General features: G+C 67.3%; 24 protein-coding genes. 15 read left to right on the top strand and 9 right to left on the bottom strand.

Translation table 11 applies throughout. From position 1 onward, the window contains the following. Window positions 1-33 precede the first annotated feature (33 nt). A complete protein-coding gene (locus RJ05_RS16340) occupies window positions 34-999 on the top strand; it encodes a D-2-hydroxyacid dehydrogenase (RefSeq protein ID WP_036538190.1) in 966 nt (321 codons plus the stop codon). A gap of 29 nt (window positions 1,000-1,028) precedes the next feature. Beyond that, window positions 1,029-2,414: an amidase gene (locus RJ05_RS16335; protein ID WP_199780159.1), complete on the top strand. Its 1,386-nt coding sequence runs from the start codon at window positions 1,029-1,031 to the stop codon at window positions 2,412-2,414. 46 nt (window positions 2,415-2,460) lie between these two features. Here RJ05_RS16335 and RJ05_RS16330 read toward each other — a convergent pair whose 3' ends face one another. Both RJ05_RS16330 and RJ05_RS16325 read right to left on the bottom strand, forming a co-directional pair. After that, window positions 2,461-2,955, bottom strand: a complete 495-nt coding sequence (locus tag RJ05_RS16330; RefSeq protein WP_036538188.1) for a DUF3830 family protein — start codon at window positions 2,953-2,955, stop codon at window positions 2,461-2,463. A 30-nt stretch (window positions 2,956-2,985) separates the two neighbouring features. Then, window positions 2,986-4,245, bottom strand: coding sequence for an aspartate aminotransferase family protein (locus RJ05_RS16325; protein ID WP_036538187.1), 1,260 nt, complete (start codon window positions 4,243-4,245; stop codon window positions 2,986-2,988). Window positions 4,246-4,411: 166 nt separating this feature from the next. Here RJ05_RS16325 and RJ05_RS16320 point away from each other — a divergent pair, with 166 nt between their 5' ends. Then, window positions 4,412-5,884, top strand: a complete 1,473-nt coding sequence (locus tag RJ05_RS16320) for an NAD-dependent succinate-semialdehyde dehydrogenase (RefSeq protein WP_036538186.1) — start codon at window positions 4,412-4,414, stop codon at window positions 5,882-5,884. Next, entirely contained in the window at window positions 5,881-6,942 is a 1,062-nt protein-coding gene (locus RJ05_RS16315) for a tartrate dehydrogenase (RefSeq protein WP_036538185.1), read from the top strand. The genes RJ05_RS16320 and RJ05_RS16315 overlap by 4 nt, the downstream gene beginning before the upstream one ends. 1 nt (window position 6,943) lies before the next feature. On the opposite strand, the gene RJ05_RS16310 is transcribed toward RJ05_RS16315, so the two are convergent. Beyond that, window positions 6,944-7,723, bottom strand: a complete 780-nt coding sequence (locus RJ05_RS16310; protein ID WP_036538184.1) for a metal-dependent transcriptional regulator — start codon at window positions 7,721-7,723, stop codon at window positions 6,944-6,946. Between the two features lie 135 nt (window positions 7,724-7,858). On the opposite strand from RJ05_RS16310, the gene RJ05_RS16305 reads away from it, so the two are divergent. The 4 genes from RJ05_RS16305 to RJ05_RS16290 all read left to right on the top strand — a co-directional run bounded on the left by RJ05_RS16305 (window position 7,859) and on the right by RJ05_RS16290 (window position 13,455). Beyond that, on the top strand, window positions 7,859-8,827 hold the full coding sequence (locus RJ05_RS16305) for a bifunctional riboflavin kinase/FAD synthetase (RefSeq protein ID WP_174343940.1): 969 nt from the start codon (window positions 7,859-7,861) through the stop codon (window positions 8,825-8,827). Between the two features lie 136 nt (window positions 8,828-8,963). After that, window positions 8,964-9,233, top strand: coding sequence for a 30S ribosomal protein S15 (rpsO, locus tag RJ05_RS16300; protein ID WP_036538181.1), 270 nt, complete (start codon window positions 8,964-8,966; stop codon window positions 9,231-9,233). A gap of 557 nt (window positions 9,234-9,790) precedes the next feature. Further along, entirely contained in the window at window positions 9,791-12,061 is a 2,271-nt protein-coding gene (locus RJ05_RS16295; RefSeq protein WP_036538180.1) for a polyribonucleotide nucleotidyltransferase, read from the top strand. An 80-nt stretch (window positions 12,062-12,141) separates the two neighbouring features. Further along, a complete protein-coding gene (locus RJ05_RS16290; RefSeq protein WP_036538178.1) occupies window positions 12,142-13,455 on the top strand; it encodes a M16 family metallopeptidase in 1,314 nt (437 codons plus the stop codon). Window positions 13,456-13,657: 202 nt separating this feature from the next. Here RJ05_RS16290 and RJ05_RS16285 read toward each other — a convergent pair whose 3' ends face one another. Further along, window positions 13,658-13,993: an ArsR/SmtB family transcription factor gene (locus tag RJ05_RS16285; protein ID WP_036538176.1), complete on the bottom strand. Its 336-nt coding sequence runs from the start codon at window positions 13,991-13,993 to the stop codon at window positions 13,658-13,660. A 93-nt stretch (window positions 13,994-14,086) separates the two neighbouring features. Here RJ05_RS16285 and RJ05_RS16280 point away from each other — a divergent pair, with 93 nt between their 5' ends. Next, entirely contained in the window at window positions 14,087-15,304 is a 1,218-nt protein-coding gene (locus tag RJ05_RS16280) for an MFS transporter (protein ID WP_051016629.1), read from the top strand. 12 nt (window positions 15,305-15,316) lie between these two features. Here RJ05_RS16280 and RJ05_RS16275 read toward each other — a convergent pair whose 3' ends face one another. Then, window positions 15,317-15,709 carry a hypothetical protein gene (locus RJ05_RS16275; protein WP_036538173.1) on the bottom strand — a complete coding sequence of 131 codons (393 nt, stop codon included), beginning with the start codon at window positions 15,707-15,709 and terminating at the stop codon, window positions 15,317-15,319. A gap of 117 nt (window positions 15,710-15,826) precedes the next feature. After that, a complete protein-coding gene (locus RJ05_RS16270) occupies window positions 15,827-16,222 on the bottom strand; it encodes a VOC family protein (protein WP_036538171.1) in 396 nt (131 codons plus the stop codon). A 241-nt stretch (window positions 16,223-16,463) separates the two neighbouring features. Here RJ05_RS16270 and dapB point away from each other — a divergent pair, with 241 nt between their 5' ends. From dapB to RJ05_RS31945, 5 genes are all read left to right on the top strand, one after another. Then, window positions 16,464-17,216 carry a 4-hydroxy-tetrahydrodipicolinate reductase gene (dapB, locus tag RJ05_RS16265; RefSeq protein WP_081597358.1) on the top strand — a complete coding sequence of 251 codons (753 nt, stop codon included), beginning with the start codon at window positions 16,464-16,466 and terminating at the stop codon, window positions 17,214-17,216. 65 nt (window positions 17,217-17,281) lie between these two features. Then, window positions 17,282-17,725, top strand: coding sequence for a hypothetical protein (locus tag RJ05_RS16260; RefSeq protein ID WP_036538216.1), 444 nt, complete (start codon window positions 17,282-17,284; stop codon window positions 17,723-17,725). A 21-nt stretch (window positions 17,726-17,746) separates the two neighbouring features. Further along, on the top strand, window positions 17,747-18,202 hold the full coding sequence (locus RJ05_RS16255) for a flavodoxin family protein (protein ID WP_036538169.1): 456 nt from the start codon (window positions 17,747-17,749) through the stop codon (window positions 18,200-18,202). Window positions 18,203-18,205: 3 nt separating this feature from the next. After that, a complete protein-coding gene (locus RJ05_RS16250) occupies window positions 18,206-19,192 on the top strand; it encodes a DUF4238 domain-containing protein (RefSeq protein WP_036538167.1) in 987 nt (328 codons plus the stop codon). Between the two features lie 754 nt (window positions 19,193-19,946). Then, a complete protein-coding gene (locus RJ05_RS31945) occupies window positions 19,947-21,707 on the top strand; it encodes an HNH endonuclease (RefSeq protein WP_036538166.1) in 1,761 nt (586 codons plus the stop codon). Here the strand turns inward: RJ05_RS31945 and RJ05_RS16240 are convergent. Genes RJ05_RS16240 through RJ05_RS16230 form a run of 3 tightly spaced genes read right to left on the bottom strand, consistent with a single transcriptional unit; the run spans window position 21,704 to window position 23,432 of the window. Continuing rightward, on the bottom strand, window positions 21,704-22,555 hold the full coding sequence (locus RJ05_RS16240) for a helix-turn-helix domain-containing protein (protein WP_036538165.1): 852 nt from the start codon (window positions 22,553-22,555) through the stop codon (window positions 21,704-21,706). The genes RJ05_RS31945 and RJ05_RS16240 overlap by 4 nt on opposite strands. Continuing rightward, complete coding sequence (locus RJ05_RS16235; protein ID WP_036538164.1) at window positions 22,552-23,103, bottom strand: DUF6879 family protein; 552 nt, start codon at window positions 23,101-23,103, stop codon at window positions 22,552-22,554. Before RJ05_RS16235 ends, RJ05_RS16240 begins: the two co-directional genes overlap by 4 nt. Beyond that, entirely contained in the window at window positions 23,103-23,432 is a 330-nt protein-coding gene (locus tag RJ05_RS16230; protein WP_051016628.1) for a hypothetical protein, read from the bottom strand. The genes RJ05_RS16235 and RJ05_RS16230 overlap by 1 nt, the downstream gene beginning before the upstream one ends. Before the next feature lie 176 nt (window positions 23,433-23,608). On the opposite strand from RJ05_RS16230, the gene RJ05_RS16225 reads away from it, so the two are divergent. After that, window positions 23,609-23,908, top strand: coding sequence for a hypothetical protein (locus RJ05_RS16225; RefSeq protein WP_036538163.1), 300 nt, complete (start codon window positions 23,609-23,611; stop codon window positions 23,906-23,908). The last annotated feature ends 128 nt before the right edge of the window (window positions 23,909-24,036 follow it).

Raw genomic sequence — 24,036 nt, 5'->3', positions numbered from 1 at the left:
GACAATCATACGATGTGATCGTACGGTGTCAATGTGAAAGAGGGCCCTATTGTCGCCGTCTTGCACAGTGACAGTGTGCCCGACTCGGAATTGATGGCCGGGGTCAGCGCCCGGGCCACAGTGCGCTACACGGAGGCATCCGGGCTGGCCGAGGCACTGCGCGGGGCAGAGGCGCTGTTCGTCTACGACTTCCTGACCCGGGCGGTGCCCGGCGCCTGGCACGCGGCCGACCGGCTGCGCTGGCTGCATATGGGCGCCACCGGCGTGGACCCGGTGATGTTCCCCGAGTTGAGAGCGAGCGAGGTCGTGGTCACCAATACCCGCGGCGTTTTCGATGCGGCCATCGCCGAATACGTGCTCGGCCAAATCCTCGCCTTCGCCAAAGACCTGCCCGAATCGGTCCGGCTGCAACAACGCCACGACTGGCGGCACCGCGAGTCCGAGCGAGTCGCGGGCGCCACCGTGCTGATCGTCGGCACCGGCGCCATCGGGCGCACCATCGCGCGGATGCTGCGTGCGGTGGGGATGCGCGTGCGCGGGGTCGGCAGGCGAGCTCGCGGTGACGACCCGGATTTCGGCAGCGTCGGAGTGGACCTGCACGCGGAACTGCCGTGGGCCGACTACGTCGTCGCGATCGCGCCGCTGACCGAGCAGACCAGGAAGATGTTCGACGCCAGGGCCTTCGCCGCGATGAAACCGCATGCCAGGTTTGTCAATGTCGGGCGCGGGGAACTAGTGGTTACCGACGATCTGGTCGCCGCCCTCGGTGACGGGACGATCGCCGGGGCGGCGCTGGATGTGGTGGATCCGGAGCCGCTGCCGCCGGGACATCCGCTGTGGGATATGCCGAATGTGCAGATCACCCCGCACAATTCGGGCGACGTCATCGGGTGGCGTACCGAGGTCGTCCGGGCGTTCACCGCGAATTTCGATCGGTGGATGGATGGCCGTCCGCTGCACAACGTGGTCGACAAGACGCTGGGGTACGTGCCCGGCTGAAGGAGGGCCAAGCCATGAGCTACCCCGATATCAACCGTCCCACCGATCCCGCCGCGATGACGGCGGTGGAACTGGTGTCCGCCTACACCGCGGGCGCGCTGTCACCGGTCGAGGCCACCGAGGCGATCCTGGCCGCGATCGCCGAACGCGACGGCGCACTCAACGCCTACTGCCTGGTCGATCCGGATCGCGCGCTGGTGCAGGCCAAGGAATCAGAAGGTCGCTGGCAGGCCGGGCATGCGCGCGGGCTGCTCGACGGCGTGCCGATCTCCATCAAAGATGTGTTCCTCACCGAGGGCTGGCCCACCCGGCGCGGTTCCACCTGCATCGATGCGGCCGGTCCGTGGCCGGTGGACAGCCCGGTGGCCGCGCGGCTGCGCGAGGACGGGATGGTGCTGCTGGGCAAGACCACCACGCCGGAGATCGCGTGGAAGGCGGTGACCGACAGCCCGCTCACCGGCGTCACCCGCAATCCGGTCGACCCCGCGCTCACCGCGGGCGGCTCCTCCGGCGGCAGCGCGGCCGCGGTCGCCGCCGGACTCGGCCCGGTCTCGGTGGGCACCGACGGCGGTGGCAGCGTGCGGATTCCCGCCTCGTTCTGCGGGATCGTCGGATTCAAGCCGACCCACGGGCGCATTCCGCTCTACCCGGCCAGCCCGTTCGGGCCGCTGGCCCATGCCGGGCCGATGGCGCGCACCGTGGAAGACGCCGCGCTGCTGATGGACATCCTGTCGCTGCCCGACCCTCGCGACCCCACCGCACTGGCCCCGACCCTGACCACCTTCCGTAGCCAGGTGCAGCGCGACGTGCGTGGTATCACCGTGGCGTGGTCGCCGACGCTCGGGTTCGCCGATGTCGACCCGGAGGTCGCGGCGATTGTGGAACGCGCGGTATCGCGCCTCGGCGAGGCCGAATTGCGGGTCGTGCCTGCCGATCCCGGCTTCGACGATCCGCGCGTGGCGTTCGAGGTGCTGTGGGCGGTGGGCGCGGCGGCCATGCTCGCATCGTTCCCGCCGGATGCGCGGGAGCAGGTCGACCCCGGTTTGCGGCAGGTGTGGGAGCGCGGCGAAACGGTGAGTGGGGTGGAGTATCTCGCCGCGCGTGAGGTCGCCGCGTCCGTCGGCATCGCGATGGGGTTGTTCCACACCGCCTACGACGTGCTGATCACGCCGACCATGCCGATCACCGCCTTCCCCGCGGGCCACGACGTCCCACCCGGGAGCGGGTTGACCGGCTGGCCACAGTGGACGCCGTTCACCTACCCGTTCAACCTCAGCCAGCAGCCCGCCATCAGTATCCCGGTGGGAACCACCGCCGACGGGTTGCCCGTCGGGTTGCAGATCGTCGGCCCACGTCATTCCGATGACCTCGTGCTCGCCGTCGCCCGCTACGCGGAGTACGTGCTCGGGTCTTGAGCGTCCGCCGCAGGGGCCCGAGTCCGCGCCGCGAACCGTTGCCGCGCTACGCCCTCGCGAACGCGAGCGTTTCCCCCTCGACGCCATAGCGCCATAGATCGTTGCAGGCGGCGGCGATCTCGGCGAGCCCGTCCTCGATGGTGGCGAAGACATTGCCGGGGACCCAGCCGAGGTCGCCGTTGATCAGCAGATTGTTGCGGCCGTAGAAGATCGCCAGATCGGTGGCGCCCTGGTTGTGGTGGGCGGTGGAGTCGGATTCGTAGCCGTAGGCGGGGTTGCCGATCTCCCAGGGCTCGAAGTCGAACAGGCAGACGTCGCCGGGAATGGGGGTGACGGTGGGGTTCTCGCGATGCGGTGCCGCGGTGATCCGCGGGACCAGGGTGTAGACCTCGTTGCGGGCGTATTTCGCGTGATACGCGTCGCCGGCCTGTGGCAACGCATCCCAGACCGCCGCGCAGGTCAGCGGAGCCTCGGCGTCGAGCAGCCGGGCTCGGCAGCCGACACCGGCCTTGGTGAGGGTGATGGTGATGTAGCGGTCCATGACGTCTGCTCTCTGATCGCGCGGCACGGGCTAGGGCTGGGCGGCGGCGGGAAGTTCGGCCAGCACCCGCGCCCAGATCTCGAGGGCGTCGTCGATCTGTTCCCGGCTCACCACCAGCGGTGGAATCATCCGCACCACATTCATGTGCGCACCGCAGGTGAGCAACAGCAGACCCTGTCGCACCGCGAGCTGCTGTGCCCTGGTGGCCGTCTCGCGGTCGGGTTCGCCTGCTGCCGTGACGAATTCCGCGCCGACGAGCAGGCCGAGCCCGCGCACATCGCCGATCACCTTGCTCTCCAGCTCGCGCATCCCGGCCAGCAGTTGGGCGCCGCGTTCGGCGGCGTTGTGCACCAGGCCCTCCGATTCGATGACCTCCAGCGTGGCGATGGCGGCGGCGCAGGCCACCGCGTTGCCGCCGTAGGTCCCGCCCTGCGACCCGGGCCAGGCCTTGGCCATCAGTTCGTGCGAGGCGGCGATCCCCGACAGCGGGAACCCGCTGGCCAAGCCCTTGGCGATGGTGATCACATCGGGGGCGACGTCGAAATGCTGGTGGCCGAAGAACTTTCCGGTCCGGCCGAACCCGGTCTGGATCTCGTCGAGCACCAGAATGATGCCGTGACGGTCGGCGCGCTCGCGCAGGCCACGGAAGAACGTGCGGTTGCCGGGAACGTAGCCGCCCTCGCCGAGCACCGGTTCGACGATGAAGGCCGCGGTCTCCTCCGGCGCGCTGAGCGTCGCGAACAGGTAGTCGAGTTCCCGCAGCGCGAAAGCCGTGGCCTCCTCCTCGGTCCAGCCGTAGCGGTAGGCCGTGGGGAACGGCGCCACGTGCACGCCCGCCATCAACGGGCTGAAGCCCGCGGAGAACCGGGTGCCCGAGGTGGTCATGGAGGCGGCGGCGACGGTGCGGCCGTGGAAACCGCCGTGGAAGACGATGACATTGGGCCGCCCGGTCGCCTGCCGCGCCAGCCGCAGCGCCGCCTCGATCGCCTCGCTGCCCGAGTTGGCGAAGAACAGCGAATCCAGCCCTTCGGGCAACACCGCACCCAGCCGCTCGGTGAGTTCGAGCAAGGGACGGTGCATGACGGTCGTGTACTGGCCGTGGATGAGCCGCGCGACCTGGTCCTGCGCAGCCGCGACCACATGAGGGTGGCAGTGACCGGTGCTGGTGACGCCGATGCCCGCGGTGAAATCCAGATAGCGGCGGCCGTCGGTGTCGTAGAGGTAGCAGCCCGTGCCGTGGTCGACGGTCACCGGAGTGGCTTGTTTGAGGATGGGCGATAACGCGGTCATGGTGCTCGGCCTCCCGGGCGTTGCGGGCCGGCGCCCGCGTCCGATGATCGTCGGGTTGTAGGATTGTTGACAATATGCATAACATGGTCGCCGGGGTCGCAGCAATGGATCGGGCGGCCTCGTTCGCGATGAGATCTCTTCCGCCCGAACAAGGGAGTTCGCGTCGATGCTCACCGAAGCAAGTACCGACCAGGCCCAACGCACTGCCGTCGGTTCGGTACCCACCGGCCTGTTCATCGGCGGCCAGTGGCGCGCGACCGTTGCCGAGCTGCCTGTGCTCGACCCCGCCACCGGCCAGGTCCTGTGCGTCGTCGCCGATGCCGGCCCCTCGGACGGCCTGGACGCTCTCACCGCCGCCGCGGACGCGCAGCCGGACTGGGCCCGCACTCCCGCCCGCGACCGCGCCGACCTGCTCATGCGCGCCCACCATGCCCTGCTCGACGACACCGAGCGCCTCGCCTTGATCATGACCCTGGAAATGGGCAAACCGCTGGCCGATGCTCGGGGCGAAATCGCCTACGCCGCAGAGTTCTTCCGCTGGTTCGCCGAAGAAGCCGTCCGCATCGAAGGCGGCTACCGGCCGGCGCCGCGCGGCGGCTCCCGATTCCTGGTGACGCGCCAGCCGGTCGGCCCGAGCCTGCTCATCACGCCGTGGAACTTCCCGATGGCCATGGGCACCCGCAAGATCGGCCCGGCGTTGGCTGCCGGCTGCACCTGTGTGATCAAACCGGCCGCGCAGACGCCCTTGTCGACCCTGGCGCTCGCCGAGATCCTGCGCGTGGCCGGCCTGCCCGACGGCGTGGTCAACGTGGTCACCACCTCCGATCCCGGCGCGGTGATGGCACCGATGATCCGGGACAGCCGCTCGCGCAAACTCTCGTTCACCGGATCCACCGCCGTGGGCAAGACACTGCTCGGGCAGTGCGCCGATACCGTCATGCGCACCTCGATGGAACTCGGTGGCAATGCCGCGTTCCTGGTCTTCGACGACGCCGATCTGGACGCCGCGGTCGAGGGCGCGATGGCGGCCAAGATGCGCAATATCGGGCAGGCCTGCACCGCAGCCAATCGCTTTCTGGTGCAGCGCAGTATCGCCGTCGAGTTCGCCGATCGGCTCACCGCGCGCATGGCCGCGCTGCCGATGGGCCCCGGAACCGAGCCGGGAGTCGTGGTCGGCCCACTGATCGACGAAGCCGCGGTCGCGAAGGTGCAGTCCCTGGTCGACGATGCCGTCGGACGCGGCGCGACGCTCCGCACCGGCGGTGCGCCGATCCAGGGCCCCGGCACCTTCTACCCAGCGACCGTCTTGACCGACGTGGGCGAGGACGCGCTGCTCACCCGCACCGAAATCTTCGGCCCGGTCGCGGCCATCTCGGTCTTCGACACCGAGGACGAAGCGATCACCCGCGCCAACGACACCCCCTACGGCCTCGTCGGCTACGTCTTCACCGAGAACCTGCGGCGCGGGCTGCGGGTGTGCGAGGCTGTGGAGACCGGCATGGTCGGCCTCAATCGCGGTGTGGTCTCCGATCCGGCCGCCCCGTTCGGCGGGGTCAAGGAATCCGGGCTCGGCCGCGAGGGCGGCACCTGCGGTATCGACGAATTCCTGGAAACCAAATACATCGGAGTCGACCTGTGACCTATCGGATCGCGACCATCCCCGGCGACGGCATCGGCGTAGACGTCACCGCGGAGGCGGTCGCGGTCGTCGACGCGGTGCTGCCGGGGGTCGAGTGGACCGAATTCGACTGGTCCTGCGAGCAGTACCTGCGCACCGGCGCGATGATGCCCGCCGACGGCGTGGACCGGTTGGCCGGATTCGACGCGATCCTGCTCGGTGCCGTCGGCTTTCCCGGTGTGCCGGACCATATTTCGCTGTGGGGCTTGCTGATTCCGCTGCGCCGCGCTTTCGGTCAGTACGTGAACCTGCGGCCGGTGCGGCTGCTGCCGGGCACCACCTCCGCGCTGCGCGATCGCAGCGCCGCCGATCTGGATCTGTTGATCGTGCGGGAGAACTCCGAGGGCGAGTACTCCGAGATCGGTGGTGTGCATCAGCGCGGGCGTCCCGGCGAATTCGTGCTCCAGGAATCGGTGTTCACCAGGGCCGGCTGCGAACGCATCATCCGCTACGCCTTCGACCGGGCCCGCGAGCGCGGCAAAGGGCTGTGCTCGGCGACCAAATCCAACGGCCTCATCCATTCGATGCCCTACTGGGACAGCATCGTCGAGCAGGTCGCGGCCGACTATCCGGAGGTGCCGGTGCGGCATATGCACGTCGATGCCCTCGCGGCGGAGATCGTGCTGCATCCGGACCGCCTCGACGTCATCGTCGGGTCGAATCTGTTCGGCGACATCCTCTCCGATCTGGCGGCCGCGGTCACCGGCGGACTCGGCCTGGCCCCCTCGGGCAATATCAACCCCGACGGCACGGCGCCGTCGATGTTCGAAGCCGTGCACGGCAGCGCTCCCGATATCGCCGGTCAGGGCATCGCGAACCCGGTCGCGCAGATCCTGGCGGCAGCGATGATGCTCGAGCATCTGGGCGAGCGGTCGGCCGCCGCCGCGATCGACCGGGCGGTCTGCGAGGTACTCGGCAGCGCCGCCGTACTGACGCCGGACCTGTGCGGCACCGCGACCACGAGCGAGCTCGGCGCGGCCATCGCCACGGCGGCCGCGGCCGCACTGGCGCGCGGGTAGGTCAGAGCGCGGTCAACCAGATGGCGTCGGCGGCCGGGGTGCCCAGATCCACCGCCTGATCGCCCGCACCCACCCGGATGGCGATGGTGCCGGCGAAATCGCGCCGCTCCACCACCGTGATCGGGGTGTCGAGGGCGATGCCGACCTCGTCGAAATAGCGCAGCATGGCCGGATCGGAATCGGAGATGCGCGCCACCCGGCCGCCTTCGCCGTCACCGAAATCGCTGAGCTGGCGGGCCGGGGGAGTGGGGACCGCGCCGTCGACCGACGGAATCGGATCACCGTGCGGATCGCGATCCGGGTACCCGAGTTTCGCGTCGATGCGAGCCATCAGCAGATCCGAGACCGCGTGCTCGAGCACCTCGGCCTCGTCGTGCACCTCGTCCCAGCCGTACCCGAGTTCGTTCACCAGGAACGTCTCGATCAACCGGTGCCTGCGCACCATCGCCACCGCGGCCAGCCTGCCGTGCTCGGTCAGGGTGATCGCGCCGTAACGGGCGTGCTCGACCAGACCCTGATCGGCCAGCTTGCGTACCGCCTCCGACACCGTCGAGGCCGACACTCCGATGCGCTCGGCGAGCAGCTTGGTCGACACCTTCTCCTGCGACCACTCCTGTGCGGTCCAGATGACCTTCAGGTAGTCCTGCGCCACCGACGACAGCACCGGTGCGATCGTGGTCGCACCGGCGTGGCTCGCGTCGGGGTTGCCGGTGAGGGCATCGGCCAGTTCCCGCCGGGTGGCGACATCTCGTTTACCGGGCACATCATCGAGCTTAGGCATAGGAGCAGCGATACACACATCACGCCATGCGCGAGAAACCCGCTATTCGCCGGCACCTCACCGCGGCTACACCGGGCCGGTGCGATGAGCATGCCGGAATACTGTTCGACACCGGATTTGCGTAGGCTGCGCACTGTGCAGAGATGGCGAAGTCTCGACGAAGTTCCCGCGGACTGGGGCCGGTGTGTGCTCACGATCGGCGTATTCGACGGGGTCCACCGTGGGCACGCCCAGCTGATCAGTCGCGCCGTCAAGTCGGCTGCCGCACGCGGGGTTCCGGCGGTGCTGATGACCTTCGACCCGCACCCGATGGAAGTGGTGCGGCCCGGTTCGCATCCCGCCCAGCTGACCACGCTGACCCGCCGCGCCGAGCTGGCCGAGGAACTCGGCGTCGACGTCTTCTGCGTCATGCCCTTCACCCAGGAATTCATGAAGCTGACCCCCGCCCGCTATGTGCACGACCTGCTGGTCGAGCGGCTGCATGTGGCCGAGGTCGTGGTCGGCGACAACTTCACCTTCGGCAAGAAGGCCGCGGGCACCGTGGAGACCATGCGCGAACTCGGCAAGCGCTTCGGCTTCGAGGTCGACGCGGTGACGCTGCTCGGCGAGCATGCCGTCACCTTCTCCTCCACCTACATCCGGGCCTGCGTCGACGCCGGTGACATGGCCGCGGCCGCCGAGGCGCTCGGGCGCCCGCACCGGGTCGAGGGCGTGGTGGTGCACGGTGACGGGCGCGGCCGCGAGCTCGGCTTCCCCACCGCCAATGTCGCACCGCCGATGCACGCGGCCATCCCGGCCGACGGCGTGTACGCGGGCTGGTTCACCGTGCTCGGACCCGGGCCGACCATCGGCACCGTCACCCCGGGTGAACGCGCCATGGCCGCCATCTCCGTCGGCACCAACCCCACCTTCTCCGGCCGCGCCCGCACCGTCGAGGCCTACGTGCTCGACGGCGAAGCCGACCTCTACGGCCAGCATGTGGCCGTCGACTTCGTCGAGCACCTGCGCGGCATGCAGAAGTTCGACTCGCTCGACGATCTGATCGAGGCCATGCGCCGCGACGTCGCGAACGCGCGCAAGGTGCTCGGCGGCACCGAGGCCTGAGCCGGCGAGCACCCGATTCGGTCCGGCGCGCCCGGTCGGGTAGGGTGGATCCTCGGGTTTGCTGCGGTCCGCGGTGGCACCCCACCGGTTCGCCGGATCCTCGAGCGCGGAACTGAGAAACAGGAGTGGATGCCCCATGGCGTTGACCACCGAGCAGAAGAAGGCGATTCTCGCCGAGTACGGCCTGCACGAGACCGACACCGGTTCGCCGGAGGCGCAGATCGCGCTGCTGTCCAAGCGCATCTCCGACATCACCGAGCACCTCAAGACGCACAAGCACGACCACCACACCCGCCACGGTCTGATGGCGCTGATCGGTCGCCGCAAGCGCCTGTCGAAGTACCTGGCCGACAAGGACATCACCCGTTACCGCTCGCTGATCGAGCGTCTCGGCCTGCGGCGGTAATTTCTTGCGGCGCCTGCGGCGCCGCGTGTTCGCGGCCCTTGTGTGTCTCGCGCTTCCGCTACCGCTGCTTGCCTCCGGCGTGCGCAGCGGCAGCGGAACCGCGAGACGGCCCGCGAACCGAGATGCTCGGTCTCGCTTCGCTCGAAAATGTGGGCGAACCCACCGTTGTCTATGGTCGCCGCCGCTGCTGTCAGCCCTGTTCCAAGGACCGACACGCTGTTCTGCTGGCCAGTCGACACCCCTGCCAACGTGGAGGCTTACAATCTCCCCGTTGGCTTTTTCGTGCCCGGGGGAGGAATAACCCCTGCACGACAACACAGCCGTATGCACCCGTCCTCGTGGCGTCGGTCTTCGGTAGTGGCTTTTCGGCCGGTGGTATACCGCCGGAGGGCTTCGATCGATGACCGCCTCCGCGTCGCCGTATCCAAGGGGATACCGGCCGGGTGTGCGCGTCGCAGCCAGGAGGGCTGCCGCGTGCCCCGTCAGGTACGGCTGACACAGCCGGATCGCGCCAATGGGCGCCGGGTCCGGCGAGACGAGAGGTTGAGAGAAGAAAAATGTCCGAAACCACCGAACGCGCGCACAGCACGGCCGTCGAGGTCGAGCCCGGGGTCTTCGAATCCGTCGCGCTGATCGACAACGGGAGCTACGGCACCCGCACCATTCGCTTCGAGACCGGCCGTCTGGCCCGTCAGGCCGCCGGCTCGGTCGTGGCCTACCTCGACGACGAGACCATGCTGCTGTCGGCCACCACCGCCGGTAAGCACCCCAAAGACCAGTTCGACTTCTTCCCGCTGACGGTCGACGTCGAAGAGCGGATGTATGCCGCCGGCCGCATCCCCGGTTCGTTCTTCCGCCGTGAGGGCCGTCCCTCCACCGACGCGATCCTCACCTGCCGCCTGATCGACCGGCCGCTGCGCCCGTCGTTCGTCGACGGCCTGCGCAACGAGATCCAGGTCGTGGTCACGGTGATGAGCCTTGACCCCAACGACCTCTACGACGTGGTCGCCATCAACGCGGCCTCGGCGTCCACCCAGATCGCCGGGCTGCCGTTCTCCGGCCCGGTCGGCGGCGTGCGCGTCGCCCTGATCGAGGGCCAGTGGGTCGCGTTCCCGACCGTCGAGCAGCTCGAGGGCGCGGTGTTCGACATGGTCGTGGCCGGTCGCGTGGTCGACTCCGGTGACGTCGCCATCATGATGGTCGAGGCCGAGGCCACCGACAAGGTCATCGAGCTGGTCGAGGGCGGCGCGCAGGCGCCCACCGAGGCCGTCGTGGCCGAGGGCCTCGAAGCCGCCAAGCCGTTCATCGCCCGGCTGTGCCGCGCCCAGGCCGATCTGGCCGCGCTGGCCGCCAAGCCGACCGGTGAGTTCCCGCTGTTCCCGCCGTACGAGGCCGATGTCTTCGAGGCCGTGGAGGGTACCGCCAAGCGGGAGCTGAACGAGGCGCTCAGCATCGCCGACAAGCAGGAGCGCGAGGCGAAGATCGACGAGATCAAGCTCGAGGTGCTCTCGCGTCTGGGCGAGGACTTCGTGGGCCGGGAGAAGGAGCTGGGCGCCGCGTTCCGTTCGGTGACCAAGAAGCTGGTGCGGCAGCGCATCCTCACCGAGGGCTTCCGCATCGACGGCCGTGGCCTCGCCGATATCCGCGCGCTGTCCGCCGAGGTCGCGGTTGTGCCGCGGGCGCACGGCTCGGCGCTGTTCGAGCGCGGTGAGACCCAGATCCTCGGCATCACCACCCTCGACATGGTCAAGATGGCCCAGCAGGTCGACTCGCTGGGCCCCGAGACCAGCAAGCGCTACATGCACCACTACAACTTCCCGCCGTTCTCCACCGGTGAGACCGGCCGCGTCGGCTCGCCCAAGCGCCGCGAGATCGGCCACGGCGCCCTCGCCGAGCGTGCGCTGATCCCGGTGCTGCCGAGCCAGGAGGAGTTCCCCTACGCCATCCGCCAGGTGTCGGAGGCGCTGGGTTCCAACGGCTCCACCTCGATGGGTTCGGTGTGTGCCTCCACCCTCGCGCTGCTCAACGCCGGTGTGCCGCTCAAGGCGCCGGTCGCCGGCATCGCCATGGGCCTGGTGTCGGACACCGTCACCAACGACAAGGGTGAGGACGAGGTCCGCTACGTCGCGCTGACCGACATCCTCGGCGCCGAAGACGCCTTCGGCGACATGGACTTCAAGGTCGCGGGCACCCGCGACTTCGTCACCGCGCTGCAGCTGGACACCAAGCTCGACGGCATCCCCTCCAAGGTGCTCGCCGGTGCGTTGAGCCAGGCGCACGACGCCCGCAACACCATCCTCGACGTGATGGCCGAGGCCATCGCCACCCCGGACGAGATGAGCCCCTACGCCCCGCGCGTCACCGCGATCAAGATCCCGGTCGACAAGATCGGCGAGGTGATCGGGCCCAAGGGCAAGGTGATCAACCAGATCACCGAGGAGACCGGCGCCAACATCTCCATCGAGGACGACGGCACCGTGTTCGTCGGCGCCACCGACGGCCCCTCGGCACAGGCCGCGATCGACCAGATCAACGCCATCGCCAACCCGCAGCTGCCCAAGGTGGGCGAGCGTTTCCTCGGCACGGTCGTCAAGACCACCGCCTTCGGCGCGTTCGTCTCGCTGCTGCCGGGCCGCGACGGTCTGGTGCACATCTCCAAGCTGGGTAACGGCAAGCGCGTGGCCAAGGTCGAAGACGTGGTCAACGTCGGCGACAAGCTGCGCGTGGAGATCGCCGATATCGACAACCGTGGCAAGATCTCGCTGATCCCGGTCGAGGAGAGCACCGAAGAGACCACCGGCGATGCGGATGCGCCCGCGGGCGAGTAGTACTTGACGGTGTGACGAAGCAGAACTCGGCAACCCCCTTGCTCCTGAACGGGCAAGGGGGTTCGTCATCGAATTGGCGGGTGAACAAAACGGAGACGGCGACTGGGACCGGAGTCCGGCGCACGGTGCTGCCCGGCGGTTTGCGGGTGGTGACCGAGCATCTGCCCGGGGTGCGTTCGGCCTCGATCGGCGTATGGGTCGGTGTCGGTTCGCGTGACGAGGGCCCGACCGTGGCCGGCGCGGCGCACTTCCTCGAGCACCTGCTGTTCAAGGCGACGCCCACCCGCACCGCGCTCGATATCGCCGAGGCGATGGACGCGGTGGGCGGTGAGTTGAACGCGTTCACCGCCAAGGAGCAGACCTGCTACTACGCCCATGTGCTCGACGAGGATCTGCCGCTGGCGGTGGAGCTGGTCTCCGATGTGGTGCTCAACGGACTGTGCCGGTCGGAGGATGTGGACATCGAGCGGCAGGTGGTGCTCGAAGAGATCTCCATGCGCGACGACGACCCGGAAGACCTGGTCGGCGACGCCTTCCTGACCGCGCTGTTCGGCGATCACCCGATCGGCCGTCCGGTGATCGGCTCGGTGGAGTCGATCGAGGGTATGCGTGCCGCGCAGTTGCGCTCGTTCCATCAGCGCCGCTACCGGCCCGACCGCATGGTGGTCGCGGTGGCAGGCAATGTAGAGCACGAACACACCGTGGAGTTGGTGCACCGGGCCTTCGCCGACCGGCTCGATCCGACCGCGGAGCCGATGCCTCGGCGCGAGGGCCGGTTCCGGACGCGGACGGCGCCGCAACTGCACTGGAGCCACCGCGACAGCGAACAGTCGCATCTGGTGTTCGGCGTGCGCGCCTTCGGCAGGCATGAGGGCGAGCGCCGCTGGCCGCTGTCGGTGCTCAACACCGTGATCGGCGGCGGGCTGAGTTCGCGGCTGTTCCAGCGCATCCGGGAGGAGCGCGGCCTGGCGTATTCGGTGTATTCCAGCGTGGACACCTTCGCCGACACCGGCGCCTTCTCGGTGTACCTCGGATGCCAGCCGGAGAACCTGGCCGAGGTCGCGGCGCTCGCACGCGGGGTGCTGGAAGAGGTCGCCGCCGATGGCATCACCGACGCCGAATGCGCCCGCGCCAAGGGCTCCCTGCGCGGTGGGCTGGTGCTCGGGCTCGAGGATTCCTCGTCCCGGATGAACCGCATCGGCCGCAGCGAACTCAGTTACGGCAACCACCGCAGCGTCTCCGAGACGCTGGCCCGCATCGACGCGGTGACCACCGAGGAAGTCAGCGATATCGCGCGCACGCTGCTGGCGCGGCCGTTCGGTGCGTCGGTGGCCGGGCCGTATCGGCGTACGCGGGATTTGCCGGCGGCGGTGCGGCGGCTCGTCGAGGGCTGATCTCGGACGGCCGCTGCGTCGATCCGCGCGGCCTGCGCTTGGATCGTCGCACCGGATCACCGAGCGGTTGCGTCGGCTGCGCTCTCGTTTGCGACGGCCCCAGACAGAATGGTTCGGGGCAGTGGCGGTGCCGGTCCTGTTTCCCCCGGCGGCCGGGTGCTTCTTGCTGATGGTGCAAGTCTTCGCCGCGGCCGGAGGTTGGCTATTGCGTGCCCTGAGCCCGGTTGGCCGCCTCGACGACCGAGGCCAGCAATCCGGGCAGCGCCTCGTCGAGGGCGTCGGTGCGCAACCGCTGGCAGGTCTGCCCGTCGATCACCAGCCGTTCGATGACCCCGGCCTCCCGCAGGATCTTGAAATGGTGGGTGGCGGTCGACTTGTTGATCACGTCGTAGAGCGCGCCGCAGCGCACCGCGGTGCCCGCATTGCTGAGCCGGCGCACCATCTCGAGGCGCACCGGATCCTGGAGCGCACCGAGCACAACGGGCAGTGCCGCCACGGGGTGGACCTCGGTGCCGGTGACCGCTGTGGTGTCCGTCATGAGCTACCTCACTGGGGGGTTTGATGATCGTCGTACCGTGCGTTATGGTCGATTCGGTTCGATCATTATCAAACTTACCTGATCGGGGTTTCGATGGCAGCGACAACGGCAGTGCCCGCCCAGGAGCGGGCCGCGCAGTCGTGGGCATACGCTCTGGTGCTGGCCGCCAGTGGCGTCGCGCTCGGGGTGTCGGGGGTGCCCGCACCGCTGTATGGCATCTATGAGCGGGAATGGCATCTGTCGCCGCTCACCACCACCATCGTGTTCGCCGTCTACGCGGTCGCGGCACTGGGCGCGGTGCTGGTCTCCGGCCGGATCTCCGACGTCGTCGGGCGCAAGCCGGTGCTGCTCGGCGCGTTCGCCACGATGATCGCCGGGCTGGTGGTGTTCGTGCTGGCCGATACGGTGCCGATGCTGTTGCTGGCGCGGGCGCTGCACGGATTCGCGGTCGGCGCGACGGTGGTGGCCGGCGCGGCGGCGTTGCTGGATCTGCGTCCGCATCGCGGCGCGCGCTCGGGTCAGCTCACCGGTGTCGCGTTCAATGTCGGGATGGCGGTGGCGATCCTCGGTTCGGCGTTGCTCGCGCAGTACGCGCCGAACCCGCTGCGCACGCCGTATGTGGTGATCAGCGTGATCTGCTTGATCATCGGCGTCGGCGTGCTGGCGTTGCGCGAACCGCATGTCGCGCGGGTGGCGGGACGGATCCGGATCGCCAAGCCAGCGGTGCCGCAAGAGATTCGCGGCGATTTCTGGTTCTCCGCGATCGGCGTGATGGCGGCCTGGTCGGTGCTCGGCGTGCTGCTGTCGCTGTATCCGTCGCTGGCCGCGGAGAAGACCGGCATCCACAATCTGGTGTTCGGTGGGCTGGTCGTCGCCTCGACCGCGCTGTCGGCGGCGCTGGCGCAGCTGTTCGCCACCGGCGTGCCCGCGCGCGCGGCCGCCATCATCGGCGATATCGGGATGGCCATCGCCCTGTTGCTCACCGTTCCCGCCCTCGGCACACACAACTGGGTCGCGGTGATCGGCATCGGGCTGGCCCTCGGCGCCACCTTCGGCCTCGGGTTCGGCGGTTCGCTGCGCCACCTGTCCAACGTCGTGCCGCAGCACAAGCGCGGCGAGACCATGTCGGCGTACTACCTGCTGGCTTACTCGGCGATGGCCTTGCCCACCGTCGTCGCCGGCTGGGCGGCGACGACCTGGGGCTTGAGCACGGTGTTCCCCTGGTTCGTCGGCGCGGTCGCGGTGGCCTGCCTGATCGCGGCGGGCCTCGGTGTTCGCCGTGGACGGGCCGAAATGGCGGCCGCGGCCTGAGCCGCGGCGCGCTCAGTCGGCGGCGAGCGGAGTTTCGTGGACGGTCAACCACTGCAGGCCGGGCTCACCGCCGGCCGGCACGAGCAGTGCCGTCACCCGGCGACGCGATATCTGTCCGGCATGGTGGTGTGATTCCAGGAATCGCACCACTGTGTCGGATCCACCGGCGAGCTCTTCGAATTCGCTGATAACGATGCGCATTCCGGGGCTGGTATTGCGCGCGCCACGGAGTCCGTCCAATAGTTCACTTCGCCGAAGGATTTCGCCCGATGTCGTCACCATCGAGAACGATCGGTGCTGAGCGGCGGCGAAACGCTCGAAAACCGAATCGTCCGCTTCGGACCCCAGCCAGGTGGCCAGATCGACGTGCAGTTCTTCGACTGCGGACCTGAGATCGGTGCCCATCGGTATCCATTTCTTCGCATACTGAGTTGTCACGATGGCGCTTCCCGATGCCACCGTGAGAGGCCGTCGAACGAGTAGTACGCGAAAGGGCCGGGTGTTGCCACCCGGCCCTGCCCACTACTGGGGCCAGCCGCCGTACGGGACGGTGATCAGTTCCATGTAGTGCCCACTCGGGTCGAGGAAGTAGATACCTCGGCCACCATCGTTGTGGTTGATCTCGCCCGGATGGCGCTGGTGCGGATCGGCCCAGTACTCCAGTTGGTAGCGCTGGATCTTGTCGTAGGCCGCGTCGAATTCGGCCTCCGACACCAGGAACGCATAATGCTGGGGTTGGATATCGCCGATATGCGGTGGGACGTTGGCGAAATCGAAGGTGACGCCATTACCGGTGGCGACCGGAATGAACGGGCCCCATTCGGTGCCGATGTCCACACCGAGGATGTCCGCCCAGAATTCGGCGGATACGCGATTGTCTTTACATCCGACAATGGTGTGATTGAACTGTACTGACAGGGGAGTTTCTCCTCGAGTAGTGACGGTCCCGACCCCGGGCTCGGTACAAGGCGGCCAACGGGAGCACCGTCACGACAGATCACATTAACGTTTGTTCCGCGGTGCTGCCAAGCCCCGATTTCGCTTGCGCCACGGTCGCATCGGTGACTGTGATCAGGGCCGCAGGTGGGCCCGCCGACCGCGCCGCACCGGAACGTTAGGCTCGGCGGAAACAGCCGGACGAGAAGTAGGGAGACCAATCGTGACCGCACCGATTCGGGTGGGTGTGCTCGGCGCGCAGGGCAAGGTCGGACAGGCGATCTGCGCGGCGGTCGAGGCCGCCGCCGATCTGGAGCTGGTCGCTGGCGTCGACAAGGACGATCCGCTGGAGAAATTCCTGGAGACCGGCACCCAGGTCGTGGTCGACTTCACCCACCCCGATGTCGTCATGGGCAACCTGAAGTTCCTCGTCGAGCACGGCATCCACGCCGTCGTCGGCACCACCGGTTTCGACGCCGCCCGGCTCGACGAGGTGCGCGGCTGGCTGGCCGGCAAACCGCACGTCGGCGTGCTGATCGCGCCGAACTTCGCGATCGGTGCGGTGCTGTCGATGCGGTTCGCCGAGCAGGCGGCCCGGTTCTTCGAATCGGTCGAGGTCATCGAACTGCATCACCCGAACAAGGCTGACGCGCCCTCGGGCACCGCCTACCGCACCGCCGGACTGATCGCCGAGGCCAGGGAGAAGGCGGGTGTGGGCCGCAGCCCCGACGCCACCAGCACCGAACTCGACGGCGCGCGCGGCGCCGACGTCGACGGCGTGCGGGTGCATTCGGTGCGCCTGGCCGGGCTCGTCGCCCATCAGGAGGTGCTCTTCGGCACCCAGGGCGAAACGCTGACCATCCGCCACGACTCCATCGACCGGTCCTCCTTCGCCCCCGGCGTCCTGCTCGGCGTGCGCCGCATCGCCGACCGCCCCGGCCTCACCGTCGGGCTCGACCCGCTGCTGGACCTGTGAGCACGCAGGACCCGGCCGAATCGGCCGGTGCCGGGCCGAGCCGGGATGTGGTGAAGATCGTCGCCATGGTGGCGGCGCTGGTGCTGGTGCTGGTCTTCTATTTCCTGCTGCTCGGCAAGATCGCCATCAGCCTGATCGGCTCCGGTGACGGCGCCGCGGTCGCCATCGGGATCGGCGTGCTGATCCTGCCGGTGCTCGGCGTCTGGATCGTCTACGCCACCGTGCGGGCCGCGCTCGCGCATCAACATCTGGCCCGGCGCATCCATGAGGAAGGCCTCGAATTGGATGTGTCCGAGTTGCCGCGCCGGCCGTCCGGTCGCATCGAACGCGCCGCGGCCGACGAGCTGTTCCTGAAGGTCAAGCAGGAATGGGAAGCCGATCCCGACAACTGGCGGGTCTCCTACCGGCTGGCCCGCGCCTACGACTACGCCGGCGACCGCGGTCGCGCCAGGGCCACCATGCGCCGCGCGGTGGAGCTGGAACGCCACGAACGCGAACAGCGCGGATAGCACCGGGATACCCTCGTCGTCGTGTCGCGACTGCTGATCATCCATCACACCCCGTCGCCGTTCATGCAGGCGATGTTCGAGGCGGTGGTCTCCGGCGCGACCGATCCGGAGATCGAGGGCGTGGAGGTGGTGCGGCGCGCCGCGCTCGCCGTCACACCGTCCGACGTGCTGGAGGCCGACGGCTATCTGCTCGGCACCCCGGCCAACCTCGGCTACATGAGCGGTGCCCTCAAGCACGCGTTCGATGTCATCTACTACCCCTGCCTCGATTCCACGCGCGGACGGCCATTCGGTGCGTACTTCCACGGCAACGAGGGCACCGAAGGCGCGGAGAAGGGCGTCACCTCCATTACGACGGGGCTCGGGTGGGTGAAGACGGCTGAGTATGTGGTGGTGTCGGGCAAGCCGTCCAGGGGCGACCTTCAAGCGTGCTGGGAGCTAGGCGCAACGGTGGCCGCTCAGCTGATGGGGGAGTGAGCTGTGGGCGAGGTCAGAAAGCTGCACCACACGGTGCCCAAGTTCTACCTGCGTGGTTTCGCCGACCATCGGGAGTGGATTACAACCGTGCGATTGCCGGGAGAAAAGAGCTACACGCAGTCCATCGACAAATCCGCCGCTATCAACCACTTCTATTCGATCGACGGCCATCCCGACGGGCCGGATGTATTCGAGAAGGCGTTGTCAGAACTGGAGGGAAGCGCCGCGACCGTTCTCCGGGCGATCGAAGCTGGTGAATGGCCGTTGTCGGAGGAACAGCGAGCGACGTTTGCGCTGTTCTTGGCAGTGCAGACCTTGCGAGGGCCGGATCACCGCCGGTCGATGGAATACCTCGCGGCCCATATTGCGCGGCTTGAGGTTGAAGTTGGTGGACGTGACAACGTCAAACAGTGGGTTCAGAACCGGTACGGGGTGGAGCTGGACGAAGACGAGGCCGAGACGGTATGGCAGCAGGCTACCCAACCCGACGGACCCCCGATCACCTTTACACCCTTCGCGCACATTGAGCAGATAGTGAACACGGCTGTCGAGCTGCTGCCGTACATAGTTTCTCGGCCGTGGCAGCTGGTCCGGTTCACCCGACGCTCGCTGGTGACCTCCGACTCGCCTGTGGGCCTAATAGCTGCTGAGGACAGCCAGCCTTGGGACGGGCTCGGATTCGCGACTGCGTGGGGCATTACGTTTCCGCTGACGCGGAAACTTGGTCTGATCATGTCCGACGTTAAGCCGATGATTGAGAACGGCTACCCGGTGGAGCAAGTTCGCGCAGGCCGTCTCGATTCAGTCGAACGAGGGACGACGGCACTTGCGCAGTTCATCAATGAACGCACGGTGTACTCCGCCAGCGAGTACGTATATCGACACCCGGACGACCAGGCTGCCCTGCCTGCTCGATTGCCCGAGCCGCGATTGAGCAATCTGGCTATCGCGGGTCAGGGCGAACCTGGATTCCGATTGCCAGCCGAGTAATACGCTGGGCCAGACCATCCTGAATCGGCCCGGGTGCGCTACGCAGCCCCCGCACGCCGCTCCAGCCACGCACCATGAGCGTTCGGTCGGTGTCGTCAGCGAGAATAGCGAACGTCGCCTTATGCAGAAGGGAGATCTCCGAGGGCCAGGTGATGGTCAGTTCGGCGCTGACGGTCTTGGTGATCGGACCAGCACCGGCTTGCCGGCGGGGGCGGTGTTGTGATGATCGTGGACACAACGCCGGACGGGCATTGGCTTGCACATTTTCCCTTGATCACAGCTCTGGGCGCGGCGCGGTGAAGGTAGCTCTCAATGCGTGCTCCGCCCACCGTCGCGGAAAGGGCTCGCCGCCAGCGAACGGCTGGCAGGCCAGACGGCTTCGAGAGTCGATTCGATCTCACAGGCTAGCCCGCCGCCGAGTTCGGTCAGCTCCTCACCGTCGCAGGATCCCGCCAGGGCAGCCTGGATATCGGCGAACACCGGGTGAGACCCGTGCATGTAGCGCCTCGGCCCACCGCTCGCGTGTGTGGTGGTCCTAAGGGCGCCACGTCGGTCACGACCGGACTCGTTTGGTCGAAGTCTGCCGACTACGCGGCGGTCTCCGGCAAGCCGAGCACGAGTGACATCGAATGGCGTTGGGGCTCGGAGTGACCGTCGCAGCTCGGCTCCTGGCCTAGTGCTCGCAGTGCACTCACCTGCGCGGAAGCGCTGATTGTTGTCACCGGGAGATGATCCAATGGGATGAGGAGGCCTCATGCTCATTAAATGCGCCGATTGCGACACGATGTTCGATTCTCGGCCCACAGGGCGTGGGCCGAGCCGTCAGCGATGCGAGGAACACGTCAAGCGCCGCAAGGCCGAGTTGATCCGGGCTCGTGACGCGCTCAACCGCGCGAAGGGGTGGGGGGTTGAGACGGAACTTGTCATCGCGCGAGAGGTGTTCGAGCGGGACGGCTGGGTATGCCACCTGTGCGGCGAGCTGATCCCGGAGTATTTGCGGACAACCCGAGTTCTTGGCGGCAAACATGACCCACTGTCTCCGGTCGTCGACCATGTGATTCCTCTGTCTAGGGGTGGCCCCCACACGATGGAGAATTGTTGCGCTGCTCATTGGACGTGCAATGCGCGCAAATTCAACATCGAGCGAGCCGAGAACAGCGCGCAGCTACCTGCTGACCGATCCGCTCCGCGTGTTCCGGTGGGGGGTGATGAATGCAAGCTCGATGGGTGCCCGCGTCCAGCCGCTGGGCGTGGACTGTGCCAGGCGCACCTTCGGCGCCTGAAGAAATACGGTGACCCGAACAAGGTCAAATGCGGTTGCGGGTGCGGTGAATTGCTAACGGTCGCGGCCAGTGTAGCTGTCGCTGTCGTATATCTCGACGGTCACGGCGTCGCGACCGGACCTTCGGTTTCTCCGGCAGTGAAGTTGAGGAGGGGGCTTGTTCCTCAGCCGGTTTCGGAGCGCGGCAAGACCTTGTATGGGCTCACGGGCGACTGCCAAGTGTGGACCGGCTCAAAGAATGAGATGGGATACGGGCGCATGTATATGCGTGTGCCGGGTCAGAAGCGTAAGGGGCGCGTTATTCAGGTTCACCGCCTCGCGTACGAGCTCGCGAACGGTGAGAGCTCAGCGCTCAATCTCACGATTGACCACTTGTGCGGTGTCCCGTTGTGCTGCAATCCCCGGCATCTTGAGGCGGTGACAATTGGTGAGAACCTGAGGCGCGCCGCAATGGTGATCCTCGCTTGCCCACAAGAACACACCTACGACGACGAGAACACGGACTACAGCCCGGACGGCCATCGGCGGTGCCGCCAGTGCAACACGGACCGGTACCACCTCGAAAAGCACGGGCATGAATTTGTTGCTGACCCTGAGAATGCGAGCGATCTGCGCCGACGGTGCCTCGTCTGTCGGGCACGTGAGGAAGCGACGCCGCAGTTCTGCCCTCAGGGGCATGAGTACACGCCGGAGAACACGCGAGTCGGCAGCGACGGAAAGCGGTACTGCCAGCAATGTACTTGGGATAGAACACATGTCCCGAACTACGGACACTCGTTCGTTCCGGACCCAGGCGGACCGCTCAAGAAGCGGCGTTGCCTCACCTGTCGCAAGTTGAATCCGCCCTCGACGCATTGCGTCAACGGTCACAAGTTCACCAAGGCGACAACGGAATACACTGCAAAGGGTTGGCGCAATTGCGTGCTATGCCGCCTCAATGCTGATCATGTTCCGAAGCATGGGCACGAGTACCTGATTGACACGAGCAATCCGACGACAGTGCGCCGTTGCCGCGTGTGTTTTCTGGCGAAACATGCGGTATCTCGGTTCTGTCCGCACGGCCATGAATTCACACCGGAGAACACGAGGCTGAAGAATGGGTGGCGCAACTGCCGGACGTGTGAACGAAACAGAGGGCACCGTAAGTTGTTCAATCACGATTTCCTACTCGATCCACGCAGTGGAAAGCAGGCGCGCTGTCTGACCTGTGCGCAAGCTCGCGCGGCGCGCTAGAGACTCCTCGACGGCGGAATCGTTCGATGCTCCAGCGCTCGCATGATGAGCGCTCGGGCGGCGTCGTTGTAGGCGGCCTGGTCGGCGAGCACGGCGAAGGTCTTCTCGTGCAAAGCGATCTCGGACGGCCGGGTGATGGTCAGTTCGGCGCTGACGGTCTCGGTGAGCACTCGGGAGCGGTCGTAGATGACGAAGTTCGTCGCCGGGGCGCGGTACTCGGCGTCGAGCGGGATCACACCGAGACGAAGGTTGGGGCGATCCAGCTCGCCGAGGAGGTGTTCGAGCTGCCCAACCATCACTGCGTTGTCTCCGACTGTCGGATAGAGCGCGGCCTCGCCGATCAGGATGTGGAAGCGGTGTCCGCGGCGCTGAAGGACGTTCTTGCGGGCCATCCGCATCGCTACGGCGTCTTCCAGGTCGTCACGGCCGCCGATCATGGAGATACACACGCGCAGGATCGCGCGGGCGTAGCCCTCGGTCTGGAGCAGGCCGGGCATGGTGTCGGGGTCGTACCAGCGGATGAGTCTGGTCTGCCCTTCGAGCTCGATGGACTGGCGCTGTCGGTGCGCGTGGCCGCCGGCCAGGGTGCGCTGCCACTCCAGGTACATCGCGCGCAGGTTGCGCAGGCTCGCTACCAGGTCGTCCAGAACGTTTAGCGCGCCGCATGCCTCGCACCAGGCCGCGAGGTCTGCTTCTGACGGGGCTTGCTTGCCGCGCTCGATGCGGCTGATTTTGCTGGAATGCCAGCCGCATCGAGCGGCGAGATCGACGCCGGACAGGTTAGCGGCTCGGCGCAGCTCCCGAAGGCGCGCGCCGAGCGCGGACCGTGCGTCATCGACAGCTCTCACGGCGCGTGCGCGTACTCACTGTCCGTGTACAGCGCGTGGTCGATACCTTTCGGCCACAACGTTGCTCGTGCCTTCACGCACAGCCCGACGATTCCCGGATCAGAGGTGATGGACAGGCCCATGAACTCTCCCGTCTCGGCGAACGTCGTGAATGCCACCGTGTCGTCATCGAATAACCAGTAGTCATCGCCCGGCACCTCGGCTGGGTCGGTGAGGTGGCGCGGCAGCCACCGTACCGCCTCGCCGACTTCCACGTTGTTGGCTGTCTCGCTGAGCAGCCACCTGGTGTACGTCGAGTGCGGGACCGTTACCACGCGCAGCCGTTCGAGCGCGACGCCGCGGCCGGCCGTCTCGATCATCAGGTCGTCCCAGGCCTTCCACGACGCGGGATGTTCCTCGGGTTCGTACGTCTGTCCGGCTTCCCAGCGGCGCAGTGCTTCGACTTCATCGGCCACGCCGTAGGTGTCCTGCACCTCCAGATGAAACGCATATCGGCGGGCCGCACGGAAGAGCGGCTCGAATACTGCGTCTCCGACAACGTGGAGCATCAGCGCACCACTACTGCCGTCTCATGGTCGGCGAGGCGCAGCTGCGCAAGGACTTCCGGCGCGGTGACCTGCTCGCCACTTACCAGGAAAATCCCGGCAGCGTCGGTCGCCTCGACAGGCAGCGTCATGCCCGGTTCCAACCAGTCGAGCAGGGCGTAGGGCACCCGTACGGTACCGGCCCTGTCGGTGATGTCGCCTTGTACGACCAGCTCGCCTGTCTCGGCCGCATACACGGCCGGGCAGGTGCCGCTCTTCGAGCCGGAGCCGAGCAGACGCAAAGCGAGGTGTGCGTGCATAGCGGTGCCATCCTTTGCAAATTGAGCGAACATGTCTCGCAATCGTCCCTGTATTACGTGTGGTTCACAAGACAGTGCGCAAAGGTGCGCAAAGTTGTATCAGCTCCCGGCGATCCTCCCCGAGGATTCCGTCATGCCTAGCCGCAGAGTCGAACACTGATTCCTCTGCGGCGGGTGCAAGTCACAGGGAGACGACGGCAGGGGACGCGATGAGGCCGACAGCGTTGGGATGGATCGATCACGACGCCAGCACTGCGCCGGAGTGGGATCGAGCACAGGTGTGCAGGCTGGCACGGCGACTCGGCTACCGAGTGGTGTGGCCGGATGAACATTCGCTATTGCCGGTGGCCGACCAGGCGCGCGCCACCGGCGTAGATGCGGTGATCGTGCCTGCGCCAGGGCATATCGGACCGCTGGAACTCAATCGGGCAATGGATATCGCCGATGTGGAGACCGTCGTTCCCCGATTGTCCTTCGCTCGATGGCGTGTGGCCGGGGCGGTGCGGTGATCGCAGCCGGGTGGGTCGTAGTGATCGGCCTGCCGCTCGTGGTGTGTCTGTGGGCAGTGTGCTGGCCGCAGGACGATATGACGGAGTTGTCCAGCGAAGAGCCGGACGCGTCCGACCCCTCGCGCCTA

The organism is Nocardia cyriacigeorgica NBRC 100375, assembly GCF_000308555.1.
In the GTDB taxonomy this organism is placed as follows: domain Bacteria; phylum Actinomycetota; class Actinomycetes; order Mycobacteriales; family Mycobacteriaceae; genus Nocardia; species Nocardia cyriacigeorgica.
This window is presented reverse-complemented; position numbering and strand designations above follow the sequence as displayed.